The 21,088-nt window shown below is 52.9% G+C and carries 18 protein-coding genes; 2 read left to right on the top strand and 16 right to left on the bottom strand.

Going from position 1 to position 21,088, the window contains the following annotated elements; all coding sequences use genetic code 11:
• Positions 1-19: 19 nt before the first annotated feature.
• From rodZ to yfhM, 5 genes are all read right to left on the bottom strand, one after another.
• Entirely contained in the window at positions 20-1,027 is a 1,008-nt protein-coding gene (gene rodZ, locus LG381_RS10320; RefSeq protein ID WP_032225953.1) for a cytoskeleton protein RodZ, read from the bottom strand.
• Positions 1,028-1,311: 284 nt separating this feature from the next.
• Positions 1,312-2,466 carry a bifunctional tRNA (adenosine(37)-C2)-methyltransferase TrmG/ribosomal RNA large subunit methyltransferase RlmN gene (locus LG381_RS10315; RefSeq protein WP_000003318.1) on the bottom strand — a complete coding sequence of 385 codons (1,155 nt, stop codon included), beginning with the start codon at positions 2,464-2,466 and terminating at the stop codon, positions 1,312-1,314.
• Between the two features lie 149 nt (positions 2,467-2,615).
• Complete coding sequence (gene ndk / locus LG381_RS10310) at positions 2,616-3,047, bottom strand: nucleoside-diphosphate kinase (RefSeq protein WP_000963837.1); 432 nt, start codon at positions 3,045-3,047, stop codon at positions 2,616-2,618.
• Positions 3,048-3,195: 148 nt separating this feature from the next.
• Positions 3,196-5,508, bottom strand: coding sequence for a peptidoglycan glycosyltransferase PbpC (gene pbpC / locus LG381_RS10305; RefSeq protein ID WP_225762376.1), 2,313 nt, complete (start codon positions 5,506-5,508; stop codon positions 3,196-3,198).
• The gene (gene yfhM / locus LG381_RS10300; RefSeq protein WP_225762375.1) at positions 5,509-10,467 is read right to left on the bottom strand and encodes an alpha2-macroglobulin; all 4,959 of its coding nucleotides are present in this window, start codon (positions 10,465-10,467) and stop codon (positions 5,509-5,511) included.
• A gap of 205 nt (positions 10,468-10,672) precedes the next feature.
• Here yfhM and sseA point away from each other — a divergent pair, with 205 nt between their 5' ends.
• Positions 10,673-11,518 (top strand): 3-mercaptopyruvate sulfurtransferase, encoded by an 846-nt coding sequence (gene sseA / locus LG381_RS10295; protein ID WP_000108601.1) that lies wholly within the window; start codon positions 10,673-10,675, stop codon positions 11,516-11,518.
• A gap of 336 nt (positions 11,519-11,854) precedes the next feature.
• Positions 11,855-11,980 carry a small toxic inner membrane protein TimP gene (gene timP / locus LG381_RS22345; RefSeq protein WP_249940739.1) on the top strand — a complete coding sequence of 42 codons (126 nt, stop codon included), beginning with the start codon at positions 11,855-11,857 and terminating at the stop codon, positions 11,978-11,980.
• A 31-nt stretch (positions 11,981-12,011) separates the two neighbouring features.
• Here timP and sseB read toward each other — a convergent pair whose 3' ends face one another.
• The 11 genes from sseB to trmJ form a co-directional block, all read right to left on the bottom strand.
• On the bottom strand, positions 12,012-12,788 hold the full coding sequence (sseB, locus tag LG381_RS10290; protein ID WP_065227411.1) for an enhanced serine sensitivity protein SseB: 777 nt from the start codon (positions 12,786-12,788) through the stop codon (positions 12,012-12,014).
• Positions 12,789-12,929: 141 nt separating this feature from the next.
• Positions 12,930-14,213 (bottom strand): aminopeptidase PepB, encoded by a 1,284-nt coding sequence (gene pepB / locus LG381_RS10285; protein WP_225762374.1) that lies wholly within the window; start codon positions 14,211-14,213, stop codon positions 12,930-12,932.
• A 57-nt stretch (positions 14,214-14,270) separates the two neighbouring features.
• Positions 14,271-14,471 (bottom strand): Fe-S cluster assembly protein IscX, encoded by a 201-nt coding sequence (gene iscX / locus LG381_RS10280; RefSeq protein ID WP_000523619.1) that lies wholly within the window; start codon positions 14,469-14,471, stop codon positions 14,271-14,273.
• Between the two features lie 11 nt (positions 14,472-14,482).
• Positions 14,483-14,818 carry an ISC system 2Fe-2S type ferredoxin gene (gene fdx / locus LG381_RS10275; RefSeq protein ID WP_001124471.1) on the bottom strand — a complete coding sequence of 112 codons (336 nt, stop codon included), beginning with the start codon at positions 14,816-14,818 and terminating at the stop codon, positions 14,483-14,485.
• Position 14,819: 1 nt separating this feature from the next.
• Positions 14,820-16,670 (bottom strand): Fe-S protein assembly chaperone HscA, encoded by a 1,851-nt coding sequence (gene hscA, locus LG381_RS10270; protein ID WP_001196584.1) that lies wholly within the window; start codon positions 16,668-16,670, stop codon positions 14,820-14,822.
• Positions 16,671-16,686: 16 nt separating this feature from the next.
• Positions 16,687-17,202 carry a co-chaperone HscB gene (gene hscB / locus LG381_RS10265; protein ID WP_000384413.1) on the bottom strand — a complete coding sequence of 172 codons (516 nt, stop codon included), beginning with the start codon at positions 17,200-17,202 and terminating at the stop codon, positions 16,687-16,689.
• A 95-nt stretch (positions 17,203-17,297) separates the two neighbouring features.
• Positions 17,298-17,621, bottom strand: coding sequence for an iron-sulfur cluster assembly protein IscA (gene iscA, locus LG381_RS10260; protein WP_000028953.1), 324 nt, complete (start codon positions 17,619-17,621; stop codon positions 17,298-17,300).
• Between the two features lie 16 nt (positions 17,622-17,637).
• Positions 17,638-18,024, bottom strand: a complete 387-nt coding sequence (gene iscU, locus LG381_RS10255; RefSeq protein WP_000331707.1) for a Fe-S cluster assembly scaffold IscU — start codon at positions 18,022-18,024, stop codon at positions 17,638-17,640.
• 27 nt (positions 18,025-18,051) lie between these two features.
• Positions 18,052-19,266: a cysteine desulfurase gene (gene iscS / locus LG381_RS10250; RefSeq protein ID WP_001295373.1), complete on the bottom strand. Its 1,215-nt coding sequence runs from the start codon at positions 19,264-19,266 to the stop codon at positions 18,052-18,054.
• A gap of 240 nt (positions 19,267-19,506) precedes the next feature.
• Positions 19,507-19,995 carry a Fe-S cluster assembly transcriptional regulator IscR gene (iscR, locus tag LG381_RS10245; RefSeq protein WP_001241357.1) on the bottom strand — a complete coding sequence of 163 codons (489 nt, stop codon included), beginning with the start codon at positions 19,993-19,995 and terminating at the stop codon, positions 19,507-19,509.
• 269 nt (positions 19,996-20,264) lie between these two features.
• Complete coding sequence (gene trmJ, locus LG381_RS10240; RefSeq protein ID WP_000940019.1) at positions 20,265-21,005, bottom strand: tRNA (cytosine(32)/uridine(32)-2'-O)-methyltransferase TrmJ; 741 nt, start codon at positions 21,003-21,005, stop codon at positions 20,265-20,267.
• Positions 21,006-21,088: the final 83 nt, after the last annotated feature.

Genomic DNA, 21,088 nt, shown 5'->3' with positions numbered 1-21,088 from the left:
CTCCCGCGTTACCCGTCTGTTACTGCGCCGGTGATTGTTCGGCATTGAGGGTCAGACGCGCAACCTGGTTAGTTCTGATAAAACGACTCAGATCGACAGGTTTCCCTTGATACTGGATCTGCACTGCAGCTGGGGCACCAATTTTCAGTTTATACGGTGCCTGACCGCTTAAATTCAAATTACCGCCTTTACGCTGCATCCCGCTAAACAGTTTTTTGCCGGTAGAATCGGTGACTTCCAGCCAGCAATCAGCAGTAAAGTTCATCACCAGCGCATTAGGATCAGCCGCTGGAGTGGTCACGCCAGCCTGATCGATTGGCAACGGCGCTGCGCCATCTGGCGTTGTTGTTGCGACCGGAGCCGCTGGTGTAGTAGCCGCGATATCAACATTTGCCTGTGAAGGAGGAACAACTGCGTCCTGCTGCGGCGCTACAGCGGGTGCTGGCGTCGTCACGGCTGGCGTTTGCGTGTTCGTGGCGGTGGTATCTACAGCCGCAGGCGATGTAGTCGTCTGGGTTTCGGTAGCAGACGTATCTAACGGTACACTCTGGCTCTGGTTATTATTCAGCTCCGCAGTGGATTGATCAGCCATAGTGCTGATCTCTTCCTGCTGGGCTTTGTGATCCTGCCACCACCAGGCGCCGCTCAGGCCAATCACCACAAACAGCACCAGCCAGGTGAAAGTCATCAGCCAGCCATCGCGTTTTTTGCGGCGTTTGCCGAGGGAAAAACTCTGCATTGGCGCAACTTTTGCCGCCCGCAGTGGTGCCTGCTTTTCCAGTCCCGGCAGCAGTTCTTCTTCCGGAATATGAACCAGACGCGCATAAGAGCGGATATACCCGCGCAAGAATGTTGAAGCAAGATCGGCTGGCGCCTTATCTTCTTCAATGTCGCGTACCGTGGAAACCTTCAAACAAAGTCGTTCGGCAACGGCTTGCTGGCTAAGTCCAAGTTGTTCACGGGCATTACGCAAGCGAGCGCCGGTGGTAAGTGCTTCATTTTGGTCGTGCGTGGCTTCAGTATTCATTCGCTGCAGGTACGTTTAAAAGAGAATTGGGATGCCGGTGAACCATCACGCCCACCCACACCGCGAAACATCCGTAAAGTTAACCTTTATCATACAGTATAAGACTGTCTGTGTGCTCGTGACAAAGCCCACATGAATCAAAGCTAACTTACTGTTGCATCGTTACATACTGCCTTAAAGTCAGCAAAAACGCACCGTTAATATTGATCAGACAATTGCAACTTAATGCTACATTCATAAAACATTACGCCACGGTACATAAAGTAACCGTGGCGTAATAACTATCAGACCGTTTTAATGTCGATAGCTTCACCCTGCATCCGTTTACGCAGAGTACGTTTAGTACGGTCAATGACATCACCTGCCAGCTGACCACAGGCGGCGTCGATATCATCACCACGAGTTTTACGCACAATGGTGGTGAAACCGTAGCTCATCAGCACTTTTGAGAAACGGTCGATACGGCTGTTCGAACTGCGTCCATACGGCGCGCCGGGGAACGGGTTCCATGGGATCAGGTTAATCTTACACGGCGTATCTTTCAGCAGTTCAGCCAGTTGGTGCGCATGTTCAGTGCCATCGTTAACGTGGTCAAGCATCACGTACTCGATAGTGACGCGCCCCTGGTTCGCATTGGATTTCTCCAGATAACGGCGCACTGCAGCAAGGAACGTTTCGATATTGTACTTTTTGTTGATTGGTACAATTTCGTCACGAATTTCGTCGTTCGGCGCGTGCAGGGAAATTGCCAGTGCAACGTCAATCATATCGCCCAGTTTATCCAGCGCCGGAACTACACCGGAAGTGGAAAGCGTCACGCGACGTTTAGACAGGCCAAAACCGAAATCATCAAGCATGATTTCCATCGCCGGAACGACATTGTTCAGGTTGAGCAGCGGCTCGCCCATACCCATCATCACTACGTTAGTGATCGGACGCTGACCGGTGACTTTTGCTGCGCCGACGATTTTCGCCGCACGCCACACCTGGCCGATAATTTCCGACACCCGCAGGTTGCGGTTAAAGCCCTGCTGGGCGGTGGAACAGAATTTACACTCCAGCGCACACCCCACCTGCGAAGAGACGCAGAGCGTGGCACGGTCGTCTTCCGGGATATACACCGTTTCGACGCGCTGATCGCCAACGGCGATCGCCCATTTAATGGTGCCGTCAGATGAACGCTGTTCTTCAACCACTTCCGGTGCGCGGATTTCCGCCACCTCTTTCAGTTTGCCACGCAACACTTTGTTGATGTCGGTCATCTCATCAAAGTTGTCGCAGCAATAGTGATACATCCACTTCATCACCTGATCGGCGCGGAAGGGTTTTTCACCTAAATCTTTAAAAAACTCCCGCATCTGCTGACGGTTGAGATCCAGCAGGTTGATTTTTCCATCTTTCGTGGTGACGTTTTCAGGTGTGACTAATTGTTCAGACATATGCTATTCCGGCCTCGTTATTACACGTTATGGCCCCTGGAGGGTTGAAAAAAGAAACGCCCCGGTGAGCGGCTGCTCGTCCGGGGGCGCTGCATTGTACAAATTCTGGCGCACGGATGCCACGTTTGCACGCGGCATTTACGAAATTATTAACGAGTGCGCGGGCACACTTCGCCTTCACCGAAGAAGTAGGCGATTTCGCGAGCGGCAGATTCTACGGAATCAGAGCCATGTGTGCCGTTTTCGGTCAGGCTGTCAGCGTAGTCTGCGCGCAGAGTTCCCGCCAGAGCGTTCGCCGGGTTGGTCGCGCCCAGCAGATCGCGGTGACGCTGAACGGCGTTTTCACCTTCCAGCACGGAAACGACGATCGGACCAGAGGTCATGAACTCAACCAGACCATCAAAGAACGGTTTCCCATCGTGTTCAGCATAAAAGCCACGAGCCTGTTCAACGGTCAGGTGCAGCATTTTGGTGCCGACAATTTTGAACCCTGCAGCTTCAAAGCGCGCAAAGATATTACCAATGACGTTTTTTGCTACCGCGTTCGGTTTGATGATGGAAAAAGTACGTTCAATAGCCATTTTTACCTCTGTAAATTATTCTGTTGTTGTCTGTACCAGCGTACGAGATGGCGCGGATTATAATGAGCAACAGAGCCGTTGACCATTGACGAAGGTAACATTTTTTTAAAATAAACCTAGTTTAAGCAACAAACATGGTGGAAACAGACTATTGCATAACAAATCTCACTGTCGCTACCTGCCCCACTTCATCCATTACCAGCAATTGATAATCGCCTTTTTCCGTTAAATGCAGAGTCACACTGCGCCCACGTTCAGCTAACGGTTCGCCATTCAGAAACCACCAGCGTTCTCCGGCACCACCGCTGGATTGCACCGGCAAAGTCGCTTCCGCCGCACCAGGTAAACGCTTGATAATGGCGCCATCACGGATGCCAGTCAGTTGCAGCGGGAGTTGGGCGTCGTGACCATACGGTGGGCAAATTGTCGAGACCGCTGGCAAGCGTGCGGCACGGCGTTCCGATGCGGGCAGCCAGGGTTCCAGCGGTAGTGGCCAGACATTCATCATTTCTTGTCGCGCCTGTGGGCAATCGGCGGCGACGCGTTTGCCATTTTCATCCAGCCAGATGGGAAAGCGGATGCCATTAATCCCTTCTTGCTCTGGCAGTAACAGGGTTGGCGGCTGGCTTCCATCCAATAACCAGGTTGCCAGACGACGACGGCAATTACTGTCACCCACGGGCAAAGACTGCCCACCTGGCCAACAGATAACACCACGAGTGACGGAGTTCGGGCGCGGATCTTCCGGCAGATTTGCACTGCGTGACAGTAAGATATTATTGACCTGATTCATCAACGGTACGGCGCTGGCAAAACCAAACTGACCGACAACGGGCGTGCCATCCGGCCTGCCAGTCCATATTCCTATCACATAGCGAGCATTTACACCTATCGCCCATGCATCGCGATATCCATAACTGGTTCCTGTTTTCCACGCCAGTGGTACAACGCGCGGCAAGGCGCCGTCCGGCAGGGGCTGCGCTTCATCAGCCATGATCCGGCGAATGATCCACGCGGCGCCCGGCGACATTAAGGGGCGTTCAAGCAGGGGATCGTCAGGCTGTAAGCGCAATTTGCCTGCCTTGCCGTGGCGAGCAAACGCGGTATACGCTGCCGCTATATCTTCCAGTTTTGCACCTGCGCCGCCGAGGATCAGCGAAAGGTTCGGCGCAGCACCGTTGGGCAGGTACAACGGCAATCCAACATTGCGTAATTTTGCCGCAAACCGTTTCGGGCCATAGGCTTCCAGCACCTGCACGGCAGGTAAGTTCAGCGAGCGTACCAGGGCCTCACTCATGCTGATTGGGCCATGAAAACCGCTGTCAAAATTACCAGGTCGGTAATCACCGGTGCGTCGGGGAACGTCTTGCAACAGCGATGCCGGATGGAGCAATCCCTCATCCAGCGCCAGACCATAAACAAACGGTTTGAGCACCGATCCTGGCGATCGGATCGCACTAACCATATCGACATGGCCAAAGCGTGAATCATCATTGAGATCGACCGATCCCACCCAACCGCGAACGCGCATATCAGTATGATCAACCACGATCATCGCCAGCGAGCTGCGCGGCGGCAATCGTCCTTTCCAGTTTTGTGCCAGTTCTTCCAGACTCCTCTGAAGGCCGGCATCCAGCGTAGTAACGATTTTGTCGCTTTTGCTTTTACCGAGCATCATGCGCGAAAACAGCGGTGCCAGTTGCGGCATTTGTCGGGGTGCCAGCCAGATGGGTTCTTCCCTTGACTCTTTTACCTGCTCACGGGACCACACACCTTGCGCAGCCATCCGTTCGAGCACTTTATTACGCGCGGCTTCGGCACGTTCCGGCCAGCGATCCGGGCGAAGACGGCTGGGCGCTTGCGGCAAAACAGCCAGCATCGCCGCCTCGGAATAGCTTAAATTCGCAGGCGCTTTTCCGAGGTAAGCCCAGCTTGCCGCACCTATCCCCTGCAACGTACCGCCAAACGGAGCGCGGTTAAGATACAGGGTCAGAATGTCACGTTTAGACAGATGCCACTCCAGTTGAAACGCGCGCCAGAGCTGGCGAATTTTACCGCCAAACGTTTTGGGGTGAGGATCAAGCAGACGAGCAACCTGCATAGTGAGCGTGCTCCCGCCGGAGATAACTCGACCAGAAGTCAGATCCTGCCAGGCAGCGCGCGCCACCGAGAACGGGTTTACGCCTGGATGCTTCCAGAACCAGCGATCTTCGTAATTGATCAGTGCTTCAAGATAACGCGGAGAAACATCTTCGATAGTCACGGGATAACGCCAGATACCGTCAGCATCGGCGAAACGCCAGAGCGGCGTACCATCCTGCGCCACGACCACACGTGCGGGATTGACTTCATGCAGCGGCAGAGGCCAGAGTTTATCTGCTCCCCACGCCGCCAGAATGATAATAAAGGGCGCGGCTGCCAGCGTTATCCAGCAGCCGCGTTTACTTAACAGACGAGGCATTTACGGTCTGACAATCAACAGATCTTCAGCCGCGCCGGTCGCCCGCCATTGAGGAACATACATCGATTCCACCATCGGCTGCGGCACCTGATACGTTCCCGGCGTCACCGCCCGCGCCAGATATACCAGCGTAACCGGCTGGTATTCATCAACGGCAACCGCCGCCACAAAGCGATCATCACGAAACTCAATGTGCTTAATGCTCGCCTGCTGCATTTGATTAAGCAGGTTTTGCACTTCGCTACCACTTTGCTCCAGACTGGCGTTGCCGTTAGCCAGGTTCTGGTTTTCCAGCTCCAGACCCGCTGGCAGCAAATCAACCACCAGCGCATCTGGCACGCTGTTACTGGCTTTTACCTGCAACCAGACCAGTACCAAATCACCGCTACGTAACGAGTCCAGCGATTTGCTCTTACCGTCAGTACCAAGAATATGACGCTCGATTTGCAGCACATTGTTCGCCGGTAAAGGTGCGGATTGCGGATAACCGCTGGCATCCACACGCAGCCATAACGGCTGGGAGCCACTGTTAGTTACCTGCAAAGTTGCAAGTTGATCGCTATTCAGATTGCTGTTTTGCGCTTTCTCGCCTGTCAGCGGCTCAGATGAGAAAGAGGTTTGCGCCTGCCATTTACCCGGTAAATCCTGAATCGTACGGGCAGCCAGGAACAACGAGTTACTTTCCTGCGTCGATAGCCAGCGTTCACCAAACGCCTGCTGCGAAAGCGTGTTCAGCAAAGTGTACTGCTCATCTGGTAGCAGTTTATTTTCTTCCAGCAAGGAGAGCATTAACGCGTTGTCGCGCAGTGGGCTACCGTAATCGCCCAGCCATTTCCGCTCATCATTACGCGGCGTTTTCAGCGCCAGCGCAATCGCTTCTTCACCACGCGTCGCATCACCCATGGTTTTCAGCGCAACGCCAAGTTGCAGCAGCGGTAAACCAGAAGCGGCATCTGCACGATGCTCCCAGATTTCACGCAGCGCACCCAGCGGAGCCTTTTGCTGACGAGCCAGTACCAGCGCAGCGTAAGACTGTACGGCGAATTTACTGGCTTTGAGATTATCGGCGTACGGGATCGACATCATGCCCGGATCTTGTAAATAGCGCAGCAGACGCTCATTCCCTTGGTTAATGGCTTCTGTCGGCACGCTGTAACCCTGCTCACCTGCGCGAACCAGGAAATCCATCACATAAGCCGTCAGCCAGTACTCTTCGTCGCTGTATTTATCCCATAGCGCAAAACCGCCATTATCGCGTTGCATTTGCAGCAAGCGGGAAATGCCAATATCAACTGCCGCACGGCGTTTATCATCACTGTCGCCTTTGATGCCCAACGCCTGTAGCTGGGCTGCATTGGTATAGAGCGACGGGAACAGGCCGCTGGTGGTTTGCTCCAGACAGCCGTACGGATATGCTTTTAACTCTTTGATATAACGTGCAATGTTCAGCGGTGGCTTGCCGCTCAACAACAATTGCCCTTCCAGCGTAACAGGCGAGAAGTTTTGCAGTCCGCCAGCCGGAATCGCCCATGTTTCACCAGGCTGCAACACCGTACCATAATTGACTGTTTGTGCCGGGAATGCCGGACGGACGCCAATTTTCCACTGCTTATGCTGATCGGCAACGGTTTCTCCTGGCAAATTAAGGCCACTGATAGTCGCCTGAATTTCACCATCGCCATAACCCGGCAATGCTCGCACCGGGATAAACAGCGTGGTTCGCACGCCTGGCGCTAATTCAACTGGTGCGGGTGAATCGCTTACCAGTTCAACCAAGCCGCTGGCGGTCAGGGCAACGTTCAGTTTTTGCGGTTTATCAGTAAGATTAGTGATATCCAGCGTCAGACGCGAAGTGTCGCCACTCGCCATAAAGCGCGGCATGTTCAGTTCGGCTATCACCGGTGCAGCAACAATCACTTTGCTTTCGTTGCTGCCGAAGTCATCTGCCGTCCAGGCTTGCGCCATGACGCGCAATTCACCGTTAAAATCGCCAATCGGCAGTGTAACCGTACCTTCGCCCTGTTCGTTGAGCGTTACCGGCTGTGCCTGTTGCGCGACAATATTGACGTGATTGACCGGTGGCTTACCACCACGTTTCAGTTCATCGCCATCGCCACCAAAACGCAGTGCTGCCAGGCGTCCCTGTCCTTCAATGACCTGACCGTAAATATCGTATATGTCTGCGCCATAGCGTTTCTGACCGAAGAACCCCTGCCACGGATCTGGCGTAACGTAATCAGTAATATTCAACACACCGCTATCAACGGCAGACACCAGCACATTCACCTGTTTTGGCATCTCACCATTTTTATTGCTGGCTTTGATTTTCACAGTTAATGGCTGATTGGGGCGCATTTTTGCCGGTGTTTCCAGCGCCAGATCAAGACGACGGTTTTCATCGCCAAGCGGCAAATGCAACACACCAACCGCACGTTTTGGCGTCGCGGAGCGAGATTTATCGCCTGGACGCACCACCAGCGTACTCAAATAAAGATCATGACGATTCCAGGTTTTATCGACCGGAATCGTCAGATCCAGCCCTTGAGCCGGAACATCAATCTCTTGCCACCACAGCGGCCCTTCACTGGACTCAACCATCGCGTAGCCTTTACCCGCCGTTGGCGCGGCAATATGCAACTTAATGGTATCGCCAGGGCGATAACTGGCTTTATCCAGTTTCATCGTGACGCGATCTGGACGCACCGCACCGCCACCGTCGCTGTTGTCCTGCCAGCTATAGCCAGCCCAGAAACGCACACTACTGACCGCTTCATTCGGCGCTTTGACTTCCAGACGATAAGCGCCCCACTCTACCGGAAAACTGACCTTACCGGTTTCATCCGCCTGAAGATCCAGCGTTTGTTCATTTTCGATCAGATCTTTTTGATCAAACTGAGACTGCCAGCCTTCATCTTCTGACCAGTTCCAGAAGTAATCACGGCGTTCGCGAATCAGACGCACCTGCAAGCCCGACACGGCTTTTTTCACGCCCTGCGCATCGCTATAAACGATATCAAAAGCGGCGTTGCTGCCTTCATCAACAATGGGTTGTTTTACAGTCGTGTCAGTACGGTAATTGTAAACCGATTTCGAGGCGAACTGCGGGCGGATCCCCGGCAATGCATCGGCAGGCCAAATAGCCTGTTCAGCACGGCGCGTCACCGGGCGACCACCCGATTCCAGCAAACTCCCCTGGAGAATAACCTGCAATGGGGAATGCGTTTCCTTCCACTGGCTTTCTGTAGATACTTCGCCGCGCCCTTTATCATCCAGCGTCAACTGAACTTCATCCAGCGTGCGGGAAAGGTTTTCGGCAGCGATATCGCCAAATTCGAAGCCGGGTAATGCAGAAACCGCTTCACGCAGAGGGCGCAGGAAAAGCTGCCCTTGTAATGTGTTGCCGTTCGCGGGCGCACCATAAAGGTAGTAACCCACTACGGAGAATTTCACTTCATCTTTCGGCGCTAACGGGGTTTTCTCGCCAGTCAGATTCAACGCCATGCGCTCTGGCATAAAATCTTCGACGTGGAAATCCCACATCCGATACTGGTTATCGCCAGTGTTAGCGCGAATATGCCACATGCCGGTTGCCGCACTGCTATCCAGTTGCCAGTTAAAGCGATAGAGGCCATTCTCCGGCTGACTAACGACACTACGCAGTACCTGCCCGTCGGGTTTAATCACGTCTAACTTGATGGGTTGATCGGGCAATGTTTTACCGTCTGCATCACGCAGTAATCCATTGAGGATTACTGTTTCACCCGGGCGATAAAGATCGCGCGGACCAAACATAAAGAACTGTTTGCTATAACCCGGTGCACCTGCAATGTTAAATTCCGCTAAGTCCAGCGCCGGAAGTTTTAAATCGAGCAGCGTTGTCTGACCATCTTTACGTGCCAGCAGTAATGCCGCGTTTTTATCGTTTTCCAGCTGTACATGACCCTGTGCATCACTGGTCGCCTGAGTCAGAATCTGCCCTTTCTCATTTAATAACGAAACTTCAATTCCTTGCTGAGCCGCGCCGTTTTCCAGGCTTTGGGTAAAGATATCCAGACGATTGTGATAACGGTGAGCTGAAATGCCGATATCACTTAACGTAAACAGCGTCGCGGGATTACTGTAATCGTAACGTCCAGCCTGATTCATCACAGCAAGATACACGCCCGCCTGCTGAAGCGGTTTGATATCGCCCAGCGGCAGCAATAATTTTTCACGGGTATTACGCGCAGGATTGAGATCAAAACGTCCGGTGTAAACAAGATCCGCCATCTGCAGGAGTTTGTCTGACTGCCAGTTCGCCAGCGAATTGCGGTATTCCCATTGGCTAATGAATGCTGGCAGAGATTCGGGTTTAACACGGAAGAAGTTAACATCGACATTGTTAACGTTGAGCGCCATTACCGGCAGCCCTTCAACGACTTTTCCAGGCAGCAGTGAACCACGGCTGGCAAAACCGACGCTGGGTTGAATATCGCGGGTGGTGATCGTTTTTTCGTAATCTTTACTGAAGGTTGCGTTATTGAGCGCCTTCATTTCCTGCCCAATAGTCACGATCAAATCACGTTTAGGTTCGAGGTGGCGTAAACGCAGCTCTTTAAGATTATCTGACAGCTCCCAGGCACCATCCACTTTACCGCTCTTTTTATCGACGACATGAACAACACGCGAGAAATCCTGATCCGGGTCGAGGGGGATAGAGAAAGTCAGCACCAGCGTGGCTGCACCATCGAGTTGAACCTCAGAGAGATCAAGCAATGTCAGTGTCTTACCGGCACTCTGTTGTGCCAGCTTTTGCCTCTCCGGTGCAGAGAGTTTTGCAGAACTCGCGTTTTCCGAAGATGTACCTTTAGCAGCTTCAGAAGGGGTATCTTTTTTAACCGCTGTTGGCGCGTTATCGTTGTTGTCGCACCCTGCCAGCGCCAGCATTAACATGCAGGCGGCTATGCGTAACTTTTTCATTTATCATCCCTGCCACAATGGCCCGTTAGCAACGTCGAATAATTATTATGCGTGAGAATTAGCGTTATGTAATTCAGTATCACGTCCACAGAATCTGAATTTTGGTGATAAATGTGGCTCAGGCAGCCAAATCAGCCTCTTTTGCTTGTCGCTTTTCACTAAACGTCCGACAATTTAGCCTACCCCGGCAAAAATGGAGATGCCTATGTCCACGACATGGTTTGTAGGAGCCGACTGGCTCGCCGAACATATTGATGATCCTGAAATTCAGATTATTGATGCCCGCATGGCACCGCCCGGACAGGAAGATCGTAACGTTGCCCAGGAGTATCTCAATGGGCATATCCCCGGCGCAGTATTTTTCGATATCGAAGCTCTTTCCGATCACACCTCCCCGTTTCCGCACATGCTGCCGCGCCCGGAAACGTTCGCCGTAGCGATGCGTGAGTTAGGTGTTAATCAGGACAAACATCTGATTGTCTATGACGAAGGTAATCTTTTCTCAGCCCCGCGAGCATGGTGGATGCTGCGCACCTTTGGCGTGGAGAAAGTGTCGATTCTTGGTGGTGGACTGGCGGGCTGGCAGCGTGATGACCTGCTGTTAGAAGAAGGCGAAGTAGAACTGCCAGAAGGAGAGTTTAACACCGCCTTTAACCCGGAAGCCGTGGTGAAAGTAACCGATGTATTGCTGGCAAGCCATGAAAAAACGGCACAAATTATTGATGCCCGTCCAGCTGCGCGTTTTAACGCTGAAATTGATGAACCTCGCCCTGGTTTACGTCGCGGGCATATTCCTGGTGCGCTAAATGTTCCCTGGACGGAGCTGGTGCGTGAAGGTGAACTGAAGACGACAGATGAACTCGATGCGATATTTTTTGGTTACGGTATCAGCTATGACAAACCGATTATTGTCAGCTGCGGCTCTGGTGTAACGGCCGCCGTTGTGTTGCTGGCACTTGCTACGCTGGATGTGCCAAACGTGAAACTGTACGACGGCGCATGGAGTGAATGGGGGGCGCGAGCAGATTTACCGGTCGAGCCAGTGAAATAAGCTTTCTACAGGCAACAAAAAACCGCCAAAATCAGGCGGTTATTTGTTGCCGGTTTGGTTCGCGGCCTTTCCAGCAGGTTGTATTACCGTAGTAATGCAAGCGCGTCTCAGCGGAGACAATACTCGCCAGTAACTCTCTTTTTGTCAAGCAAAAGAGAGTTATTATTGTTCTGTTAGTGTATTATCCACTGCGGCCCTTTCCGCCGTCTCGCAAGCGGGCGCTGGCTTAAGGAAAGGATGTTCCGCGACCGTTAGGGCAAGCGCGTCTCAGTGCTTGCTATCGCGGCAATATCGCCAGTGGTGCTGTCGTGATGCGGTCTTCGCATGGACCGCACAATGAAGATACGGTGCTTTTGTATCGTACTTATTGTTTCTGGTGCGCTGTTTTCCGAAGTAAATAATAACCGGAGTCTCTCTGGTAATAATTTACTGGTGGCTAACATCCTTCAGAGCAGCAAGTAAGCCCGAATGCCGCCCTTTGGGGCGGCATATTTTAGATTATCCGGTTCTGTTTAAAGTCACGCAAAAAACCACCCCAGCGACGTTCATAGAATGGCACAATATGTTCGGTAATAAAGTGGCTAATTCCTTTTTCCCCTTTTTTCACCTGACAAATATCGATTGGTTCATCGCCAGGTAATGTATCGGTCGCTACACTTCCCGCCGCCTGAATAATTTCTTCGATATCACCATCGGCTTCAATGCCAATAAGTAAATTAGGCTGTGCCTCTTCGCTCTCTTTAATTAAACAAATAAAAGCACGCTTCACCGGCTTAATAGTTTTAAATAAGGTGGTGAGTGAATCAATCATTTGTGCTGGTGGCTCTGCGACTTCCGATAATATCAGCGATTCACCGCCCTCCAGTACTTCCTGGCTGCTCAGCGGATTTCCTTCTTCACCAATCAACAAACTGATTTCACGCGGCATAAATTCTTTACCGGTTGGCAGTTTGGCATTAAGGAAGAGCGTTTCGCCAAGGGTCATCTCAAACAATGTGCGAACGGGCATTACGACAAATGCCTGTTCGTCTTCAACCGCCTGTTGAAGTGCTTCTAACGAGGTAAAAAAAGGAATGACGCTGGTGCCGTCTTCTTTTTCCCAGTGCTGTAAATCAAGCGCGCTATCTTCAACCACAGCCTCGCCCTGCGCCGCCGTACCCGGCACCCAGACGGTGGATTCCAGTAGAGTACGGAAAAAGGCCGGGCGGTGCGCCGGTTCGGTTGCTGCTTTTTCCAGCAGGTCTTCAAGTTCGTTTTTTGTTTCGGACATAAGAACCACAATTCATTCAACGTTCGGGGCACAAGTGCCTGATGCGCCACGCTTATCAGGCCTACAAGGGAGTCGCAATCTATTGGATTTTCGCAATTTGTAGGCCGGATAAGGCGTTTACGCCGCATCCGGCATATTAGTTTACGCCGTTAACAGATTAGCAATCGTGCGCACACCTAGCCCGGTCGCGCCCGCAGACCACTGTTCAACCGGCGATTTACGGTAAGTCGCCGAGCAGTCGATATGCAGCCAGCCTTGCTGATAGTTCTCAACAAAGTGCGACAGGAAGCCCGCCGCCGTGCTCGCGCCTGCCGGATACGCCGCGCTTCCGGTATTGTTCAGTTCCGCAAAGTTAGACGGCAGCTGGCTGCGGTGGAACTCCGCCAGCGGCAGACGCCAGAACGGTTCATTCTCCTGCGCGGCACTCGCCAGCAAGCGACCGGCAAGCGCATCGTCAAAACTGAACAGCGCGTGATAATCATTACCCAGCGCAGTTTTCGCCGCCCCGGTGAGGGTCGCCGCATCAATGATCAGTTCCGGTTTCTGCGCACTGGCATCAATCAGGCCATCGGCCAGCACCAGACGCCCTTCGGCATCGGTGTTCATCACTTCGACTTTTTTACCGTTGCGATAGGTAATAATATCGCCCAGTTTGAACGCGTTGCCGCTGATCAGGTTATCCGCACAGCAGAGGAACAGCTTCACGCGCTTGTTCAGTCCGCGCGTAATGGCAAACGCCAGCGCCCCGGTAACCGTTGCCGCGCCGCCCATGTCCGACTTCATCGAGTCCATAAATGCGGTCTGTTTGATGCTGTAGCCGCCGGAATCAAAGGTGATGCCTTTACCAACCAGGCACGCGTACACTGGCGCTTCTTTATCGCCAGTCGGGTTGTAATCCAGCGCCAGCAATACCGGCGAACGTTCTGAACCGCGTCCGACGGTGTGCAGCCCCATATAGCCTTGTTCGCGTAGATCTTCGCCTTTGGTGATCCGATAAGTCACACGATCGCCTGCGACGTTGCTGATCAGATCAACAGCACGCTGTGCCAGTTGTGATGGCCCCAGTTCTTCCGCCGGTGCGTTGATGGTGTCACGCACCCAGTCGATGATCATTATACGATTATCCAGTTCCTGGCGTTGGGCATCGTCCAGATCCGGCCACTCTACTTTACGCGTGCCTTTCGGAGCTTTGTAACCTTGCCAGAATGCCCAACAACGATCCGCATCCCAGCCTTCACCGCTTAGCTGAACATGTTTGATGCCCAGACCGTCAATTTTGCGCGCTGCACGTTGGATAAGGCCCGGATCGTCAGCCCCGTTCAAATGCAGGGTAATGCCATCATTATTAATGCTGTAAGTCGCTTTTTCTCCCCAGCGCGCGTCGGCAGGTTGGGTAGAGAGGGTAATTTTCATCGCTTCTGTCATTTTAGTTATCCTTATTTGTTTAACAGCAAAACGGGCTACCCCAGGCAGCCCGTTTATTCACTCAGCTTCGTCCAGCCAGACTAACAAAATCGCTTCGAGGATTTTCTCGTTAGATGCCTGCGGGTCGTCGTCGAAATCTTCCAGCTCGCAAATCCACTGATGCATATCGGTGAATCGAACCGTTTTCGGGTCGAGATCGGGATACGCATCGTACAGTGCTTCGCCAATTTCGCGGCTATCGGTCCACTTAAGTCCCATACTAACCTCTGTTAATGCTCACGCGCATGGTTGATAGTGTAACGCGGAATTTCGACCACTAAATCTTCGTCAGTGACACGCGCCTGGCAGCTTAAACGGCTTTCCGGCTCCAGTCCCCAGGCTTTGTCCAGCATGTCGTCTTCCTGCTCAGAACTTTCCGGCAGCGAGTCAAAACCTTCACGCACGATGCAGTGGCAGGTGGTGCAAGCGCAGGATTTTTCACAGGCGTGTTCAATCTCGATACCGTTACGCAGCGCAACGTCGAGAATGGTTTCACCGCTATTCGCTTCCAGAACAGCGCCATCAGGGCAGAGATCCTGATGAGGCAAAATAACAATCTTTGGCATATTAAACCTCGTCCACGGAATGGCCTTTCAGCGCACGACGAACCGACTGGTCCATGCGGCGAGCGGCGAAATCCTGGGTTTGTTTGTCTACGTTTTTAATCGCTTGTTCGATGGCGTCAACGTCATCGCCCTGCGCCACTTCACTCAGGTGAGCGGCAGCATCGTCAATGACCTGACGCTCTGCGGCGCTTAACAGCGCGGCATCAGCGGCCAGCGCGCCATTCAGGCTTTCCAGCACGCGCGCCGCTTCGACTTTTTGTTCTGCCAGCATACGGGCCTTTACGTCCTGCTCGGCATAGCTCATTGAGTCTTTGATCATCGAGGCGATTTCACTGTCGGTCAGACCATAAGACGGTTTGACCTGAATAGACGCCTCAACGCCGGTCGATTTTTCCATCGCCGTCACGCTTAAAAGACCGTCGGCATCGACCTGGAAAGTCACGCGAATATGCGCGCCGCCAGCCGGTAACGCCGGGATACCACGCAGCGCAAAACGCGCCAGCGAGCGGCAGTCCTGCACCAGTTCGCGCTCACCCTGCATTACATGGATAGACATCGCCGTCTGACCATCTTTAAAGGTGGTGAAATCCTGAGCGCGGGCCACCGGAATAGTGGTATTACGCGGAATCACTTTCTCCACCAGGCCGCCCATCGTTTCGAGGCCCAGCGACAGCGGGATCACATCCAGCAACAGCATTTCGCTGTCCGGCTTGTTACCCACCAGAATATCCGCCTGAATCGCCGCGCCAATAGCGACGACTTTATCCGGATCGATGGAAGTCAGCGGCGGACGACCGAAAAATTCGCCTACCCGTTCACGCACCAGCGGCACGCGAGTAGAACCGCCAACCATCACCACTTCCAGCACTTCATCAGCTTCAACACCTGCATCTTTCAGTGCTCGACGACAGGCCAACAAGGTACGTTTTACCAGCGGTGCGATCAGTTCGTTGAATTGTTCACGGCTGATTTCGCCCTGCCAGCCCGCGACGTTAACGGTCACAGAGTCCGCATCGCTCAGCGCGATTTTGGCTGCAATGGCGGCATCCAGCAGTTCACGCTGAACGCGGTTATCGCTACGATCAGGAATGCCCGCTTGCTCGCGAATGTAATCCGCCAGCAGATGGTCGAAATCATCGCCGCCGAGCGCGGAATCACCGCCGGTCGCCAGCACTTCAAACACGCCGCGACTTAAGCGCAGAATGGATATATCAAAAGTCCCGCCGCCAAGGTCATAAACGGCGATCACGCCTTCCTGACCGGAATCCAGCCCGTAGGCGATAGCCGCAGCGGTCGGTTCGTTAAGTAAGCGCAGAACATGCAACCCTGCCAGACGCGCCGCGTCTTTGGTGCCCTGACGCTGGGCATCGTCAAAGTACGCCGGAACGGTGATAACTACACCGTCCAGCTCGCCTGCCAGGGCTTCAGTTGCCCGCGCCGCCAGTGCTTTGAGGATGTCCGCAGAAACGCGCACCGGGTTCAGCAGCCCCGCCGCCGTTTCAATCATCGGCAGGCCGTTTTCGCTGGCCTGGAATTGATAAGGCAGATGTGGATAGCGTTGCTGGATATCAGCCAGCGAGCGCCCCATCAGGCGTTTAACAGAACTAATGGTGTTGGCGGTGTCACACGCTGCGTTAGTACGCGCGTCATAACCCACCGAATGCCCTTGCTGTTGATAGTGAACAACAGACGGCAGCAGGTGACGGCCTTCATGGTCGGCTAACGTTTCGGCCTGACCGCTGCGTACTGTCGCCACCAGCGAGTTGGTTGTGCCCAGGTCGATACCGGCCGCCAGACGACGCTGATGCGGCGCAGCACTCAAACCAGGTTCACTAATTTGTAATAAGGCCATGTTTAGCTTCCAGAAATTAAAAATCGAGCAGTTTTTCTTCGAGTTGTTCGGCACTGCTTCGCAGTTTATCGAGAAAACGCAGCTTACGCACGGTATCCGCCGCCGCGTCCCACGTCTCGTTGTCTAACTGTTCAACCATCAACTGATGGCGCGTATCAAACATCTTTTTAACGCGTTTGATAAAGCTTTCCAGCCGCGCTTCGTCTTTCGCCTGTTCGATCTCGTCCAGTTCTTCACGCAGTTCCAACTGTTCCATCAGGAACGCGGTGTCGCGCACAGTATGCTGCTCGCTGGCGAGATCAAAACCGTGCAATGAAAGCAGGTATTCTGCCCGCATCAATGGATGACGCAGCGTTTGCCATGCCTGGTTAATGGTTGCGGATTGCTGTACGGCGGCGAGTTGTTCCGCCTGGCTTCCGCTGGCGAATTTATCAGGATGATACTGACGTTGTAGATCCTGAAAACGCAGGCTCAGTGCCTGGGTATCGAGTTGATAACGGGCAGGCAAGCCAAAGAGGGTGAAGTAATCCATAACATTCTCAGGGCTGCGATCCGCCGCGATGGCGGCGAATCAGGTAAAACAAACCCCACGCGCAGGCGACCACGGTGGGGTTATCGGTATGCGCATCAGACGTGGAAGCTTTCGCCGCAACCACATTCATCTTTTACGTTCGGGTTGGTGAATTTAAACCCTTCGTTCAGGCCTTCTTTTACGAAGTCCAGTTGCGTACCGTCCAGAAATTGCAGGCTTTTGCCATCGACCACGACTTTCACGCCTTTGTCTTCAAACACGATGTCTTCCGGCGTCGGTTCGTCAACAAATTCCAGTACATAAGCCATACCTGAACACCCGGAGGTTCTCACGCCCAGACGCAGGCCAAACCCTTTACCACGGTTAGCCAGAAAGGTATTTACTCGCGCTGCTGCACTGTCGCTCAGTGTAATCGACATAACCAAACCTCAACTCTTATTTTGCTTCACGTTTGCTTTTATAGTCCGCAATGGCGGCTTTGATCGCGTCTTCTGCCAGAATAGAACAGTGAATTTTCACCGGTGGCAGTTCAAGTTCTTCTGCAATATCGGTGTTTTTGATCGCCTGTGCTTCGTCGAGAGACTTCCCTTTCACCCATTCGGTCACCAGGGAGCTGGAAGCGATAGCGGAACCGCAGCCATAAGTTTTAAAACGCGCGTCCTCAATGATACCTTCATCGTTGACTTTAATCTGCAACTTCATCACGTCGCCACAGGCCGGTGCACCCACCATGCCGCTGCCCACGTTCTCGTCGTTATTGTCAAAGGAACCCACGTTACGCGGATTCTCGTAATGGTCGATAACTTTTTCGCTGTAAGCCATTATAAATTCTCCTGATTCCGATACCGATTAATGATGAGCCCATTCGATGCTGTTCAGATCCACGCCCTGCTTGTACATTTCCCACAGCGGAGAAAGGTCACGCAGACGACCGATGGATTTACGAACTAACTCGATGGTGTAGTCGATCTCTTCTTCAGTAGTAAAACGACCTAAAGAGAAACGGATAGAGCTATGTGCCAGCTCGTCGTTCAGCCCCAGCGCGCGCAGCACGTAGGACGGTTCGAGGCTTGCCGACGTACAGGCGGACCCTGAAGAAACCGCGAGGTCTTTCAGCGCCATAATCAGCGACTCACCTTCAACGTAGTTGAAGCTGACGTTGAGAATGTTCGGCGCACCGTGTTCCAGGTCACCGTTCAGGTAAACTTCTTCGATATCTTTGATGCCGTTCCACAGACGGTTACGCAGACCGCGCAGACGTTCCATCTCGGTCGCCATCTCTTCTTTTGCGATGCGATAGGCTTCGCCCATACCGACGATCTGATGAACAGGCAGTGTACCGGAACGCATACCGCGCTCGTGACCACCGCCGTGCATTTGCGCTTCAATGCGTACGCGCGGTTTACGACGCACATACAGCGCACCGATACCTTTCGGGCCGTAGATTTTGTGGCCGGAGAAAGACATCAGGTCAACTTTCAACTGGCTCAGGTCGATAGGCAGTTTACCTACGCTCTGGGTTGCATCAACGTGATAGATAATGCCACGAGCACGGCACATTTCGCCGATAGCCGCGATATCCTGCACCACGCCGATTTCGTTATTCACGTGCATGATGGAAACGAGGATGGTGTCATCACGCATCGCTGCTTCGAGTTCTTTCAGGTCGATAATACCGTTACGCTGCGGTGCCAGGTAGGTGACTTCGAAACCTTCGCGCTCCAGCTGACGACAAGTATCCAGTACCGCTTTATGTTCAGTTTTACTGGTGATGATGTGCTTGCCTTTTTTCTGATAAAAGTTGGCTGCACCTTTGATCGCCAGGTTGTCAGATTCGGTTGCACCAGAGGTAAAGACGATTTCACGCGGGTCAGCGCCGACCAGATCGGCAATCTGATTACGGGCGATATCTACGGCTTCTTCAGCCTGCCAGCCGAAACGGTGAGAACGGGAGGCCGGGTTACCAAAGGTTCCGTCCATCGTCATAAACTGCATCATTTTCTCGGCAACACGCGGGTCCACCGGCGTGGTTGCGGAGTAGTCGAGATAAATCGGTAATTTCATTGCTCTATAAACTCCGTACATCACTCAATGCAAGGAACCAGGCTACCGGCTGGATGTACGACCGTATTTACGGAGCGCGATACGCCCCGGCCTGATTCTAATATCTTGTTATCTTTAACCTAACTGTTTCGGGTTTCAGCAAGTTGACAAACTTACGAATCTCCGGGAGCTTACATAAGTAAGTGACCGGAGTGAGTATGTGCAGTCAACGCAGATGCAACACGAAACAGGACGGTTAAATTAAGCGCGTAACTTAACGTCGATCGCGTCTTGTGTGCGGGTGCGTGGCGCGTCGTGAGTATGCTGACGACCAGACACATCCAGCACTTCCTGGTTATTAACCAGTTCGCCTAAAGTAATGTTGTTGAGAAAACCGGTGAGACGGTCGCTCAAATCACGCCACAGCGCGTGGGTCAGGCATTTATCGCCGCCCTGGCAGCCGCCTTTACCCTGACAACGGGTAGCATCTACAGATTCGTCAACGGCGCTAATCACTTCGCCAACGGCGATGCTGCTGGCATCTTTGCCTAACAGATAACCACCGCCTGGTCCACGTACGCTGGAAACCAGACCATTTTTACGCAGACGGGAAAACAGTTGTTCCAGATAAGAAAGGGAAATTCCCTGACGTTCGGAAATATCAGCCAACGGTACCGGGCCCGCTTCAGAGTTGAGCGCAACGTCAAGCATTGCGGTCACGGCATAGCGCCCTTTAGATGTCAGTCTCATGTCTTACTTCACCTCAAACTCGCCCCTGCCCGGGGTTTTTTATTGTAAAAGTGGGGGTATTGCATAGCAGGGTCAAGTCTGACATTCCCGAGTAAATTGGTCAACTATTTACTTGACTGATTTAGTCGGGTATTTAACCTTCAGTGCCATTTTTTTATCGTGCCGTTTGTACCTGTTGTCGGATGCGACGTGAACGCCTTATCCGACCTGAGGCTCTGTGCACTGCAGGCCTGATAAGACGCGTTAAGCGTCGCATCAGGCAACCACTATTATTCGGCCTTATTACCTTTATTCTGCTGCTCTATAGAAGCCAGAATCCCGCGCAGGATATTCAATTCCTGGCTTTCCGGGCGCGCACGGGTAAACAGACGGCGCAATTTATTCATCACCTGCCCCGGATGGTTTTCACGAATAAAACCGGTTGCCAGCAGCGTTTGTTCCAGATGACCATAAAAACGCTCCAGATCATCGACCAGCGGATACGGCGTCTCTTCATGCTCGACCTGCTCACCATTTTCCTGAGTTGCCAGCCAGGCCATGCGCACTTCATAGGCAATAACCTGAACCGCCATCGCCAGATTCAGCGAACTGTATTCCGGGTTAGCGGCAATCGCGACATGATAATGGCATTTCTGCAACTCTTCATTGGTCAAGCCGACGCGCTCGCGACCAAAAACCAGCGCCACCGGGGTATTTGCCGCTTCAGCGACGCTTTTCAGACCGCATTCGCGCGGGTCGAGCATCGGCCACGGCAGAGTGCGGGAGCGTGCGCTGGTGCCCACCACCAGGCTACAACCGGCTAACGCTTCGTCGAGCGTATCGACGATGTGAGCATTACCAATCACATCGCTGGCCCCTGCTGCCAGGGCAATCGCCTGGGAGTCAGGTTTCACCAGTGGATTAACCAGCCACAGATTGGTTAATCCCATTGTTTTCATGGCACGGGCAACAGAACCCATATTGCCGGTGTGTGACGTCTCCACCAGCACAATTCGAATATTTTGCAGCATTGTCTTTCTTCGTCTAAAGATTATTCGCGCATCTTATCATAAAACGAAGACAGATGCCGATCTCGCTGCTATACTCTGCGCCG

Source organism: Escherichia sp. Marseille-Q3837 (genome assembly GCF_916618735.1).
Taxonomy (GTDB): domain Bacteria; phylum Pseudomonadota; class Gammaproteobacteria; order Enterobacterales; family Enterobacteriaceae; genus Escherichia; species Escherichia ruysiae.
Note: the sequence above shows the minus strand (reverse complement) of the source record. Positions and strands in the feature narration are given on the sequence as shown.

Coding starts and splice junctions, on each gene's coding strand:
- rodZ (WP_032225953.1), bottom strand. CDS start 1,027: ATGAATACTGAAGCCACGCACGACCAAAATGAAGCACTTACCACCGGC.
- LG381_RS10315 (WP_000003318.1), bottom strand. CDS start 2,466: ATGTCTGAACAATTAGTCACACCTGAAAACGTCACCACGAAAGATGGA.
- ndk (WP_000963837.1), bottom strand. CDS start 3,047: ATGGCTATTGAACGTACTTTTTCCATCATCAAACCGAACGCGGTAGCA.
- pbpC (WP_225762376.1), bottom strand. CDS start 5,508: ATGCCTCGTCTGTTAAGTAAACGCGGCTGCTGGATAACGCTGGCAGCC.
- yfhM (WP_225762375.1), bottom strand. CDS start 10,467: ATGAAAAAGTTACGCATAGCCGCCTGCATGTTAATGCTGGCGCTGGCA.
- sseA (WP_000108601.1), top strand. CDS start 10,673: ATGTCCACGACATGGTTTGTAGGAGCCGACTGGCTCGCCGAACATATT.
- timP (WP_249940739.1), top strand. CDS start 11,855: ATGAAGATACGGTGCTTTTGTATCGTACTTATTGTTTCTGGTGCGCTG.
- sseB (WP_065227411.1), bottom strand. CDS start 12,788: ATGTCCGAAACAAAAAACGAACTTGAAGACCTGCTGGAAAAAGCAGCA.
- pepB (WP_225762374.1), bottom strand. CDS start 14,213: ATGACAGAAGCGATGAAAATTACCCTCTCTACCCAACCTGCCGACGCG.
- iscX (WP_000523619.1), bottom strand. CDS start 14,471: ATGGGACTTAAGTGGACCGATAGCCGCGAAATTGGCGAAGCACTGTAC.
- fdx (WP_001124471.1), bottom strand. CDS start 14,818: ATGCCAAAGATTGTTATTTTGCCTCATCAGGATCTCTGCCCTGATGGC.
- hscA (WP_001196584.1), bottom strand. CDS start 16,670: ATGGCCTTATTACAAATTAGTGAACCTGGTTTGAGTGCTGCGCCGCAT.
- hscB (WP_000384413.1), bottom strand. CDS start 17,202: ATGGATTACTTCACCCTCTTTGGCTTGCCTGCCCGTTATCAACTCGAT.
- iscA (WP_000028953.1), bottom strand. CDS start 17,621: ATGTCGATTACACTGAGCGACAGTGCAGCAGCGCGAGTAAATACCTTT.
- iscU (WP_000331707.1), bottom strand. CDS start 18,024: ATGGCTTACAGCGAAAAAGTTATCGACCATTACGAGAATCCGCGTAAC.
- iscS (WP_001295373.1), bottom strand. CDS start 19,266: ATGAAATTACCGATTTATCTCGACTACTCCGCAACCACGCCGGTGGAC.
- iscR (WP_001241357.1), bottom strand. CDS start 19,995: ATGAGACTGACATCTAAAGGGCGCTATGCCGTGACCGCAATGCTTGAC.
- trmJ (WP_000940019.1), bottom strand. CDS start 21,005: ATGCTGCAAAATATTCGAATTGTGCTGGTGGAGACGTCACACACCGGC.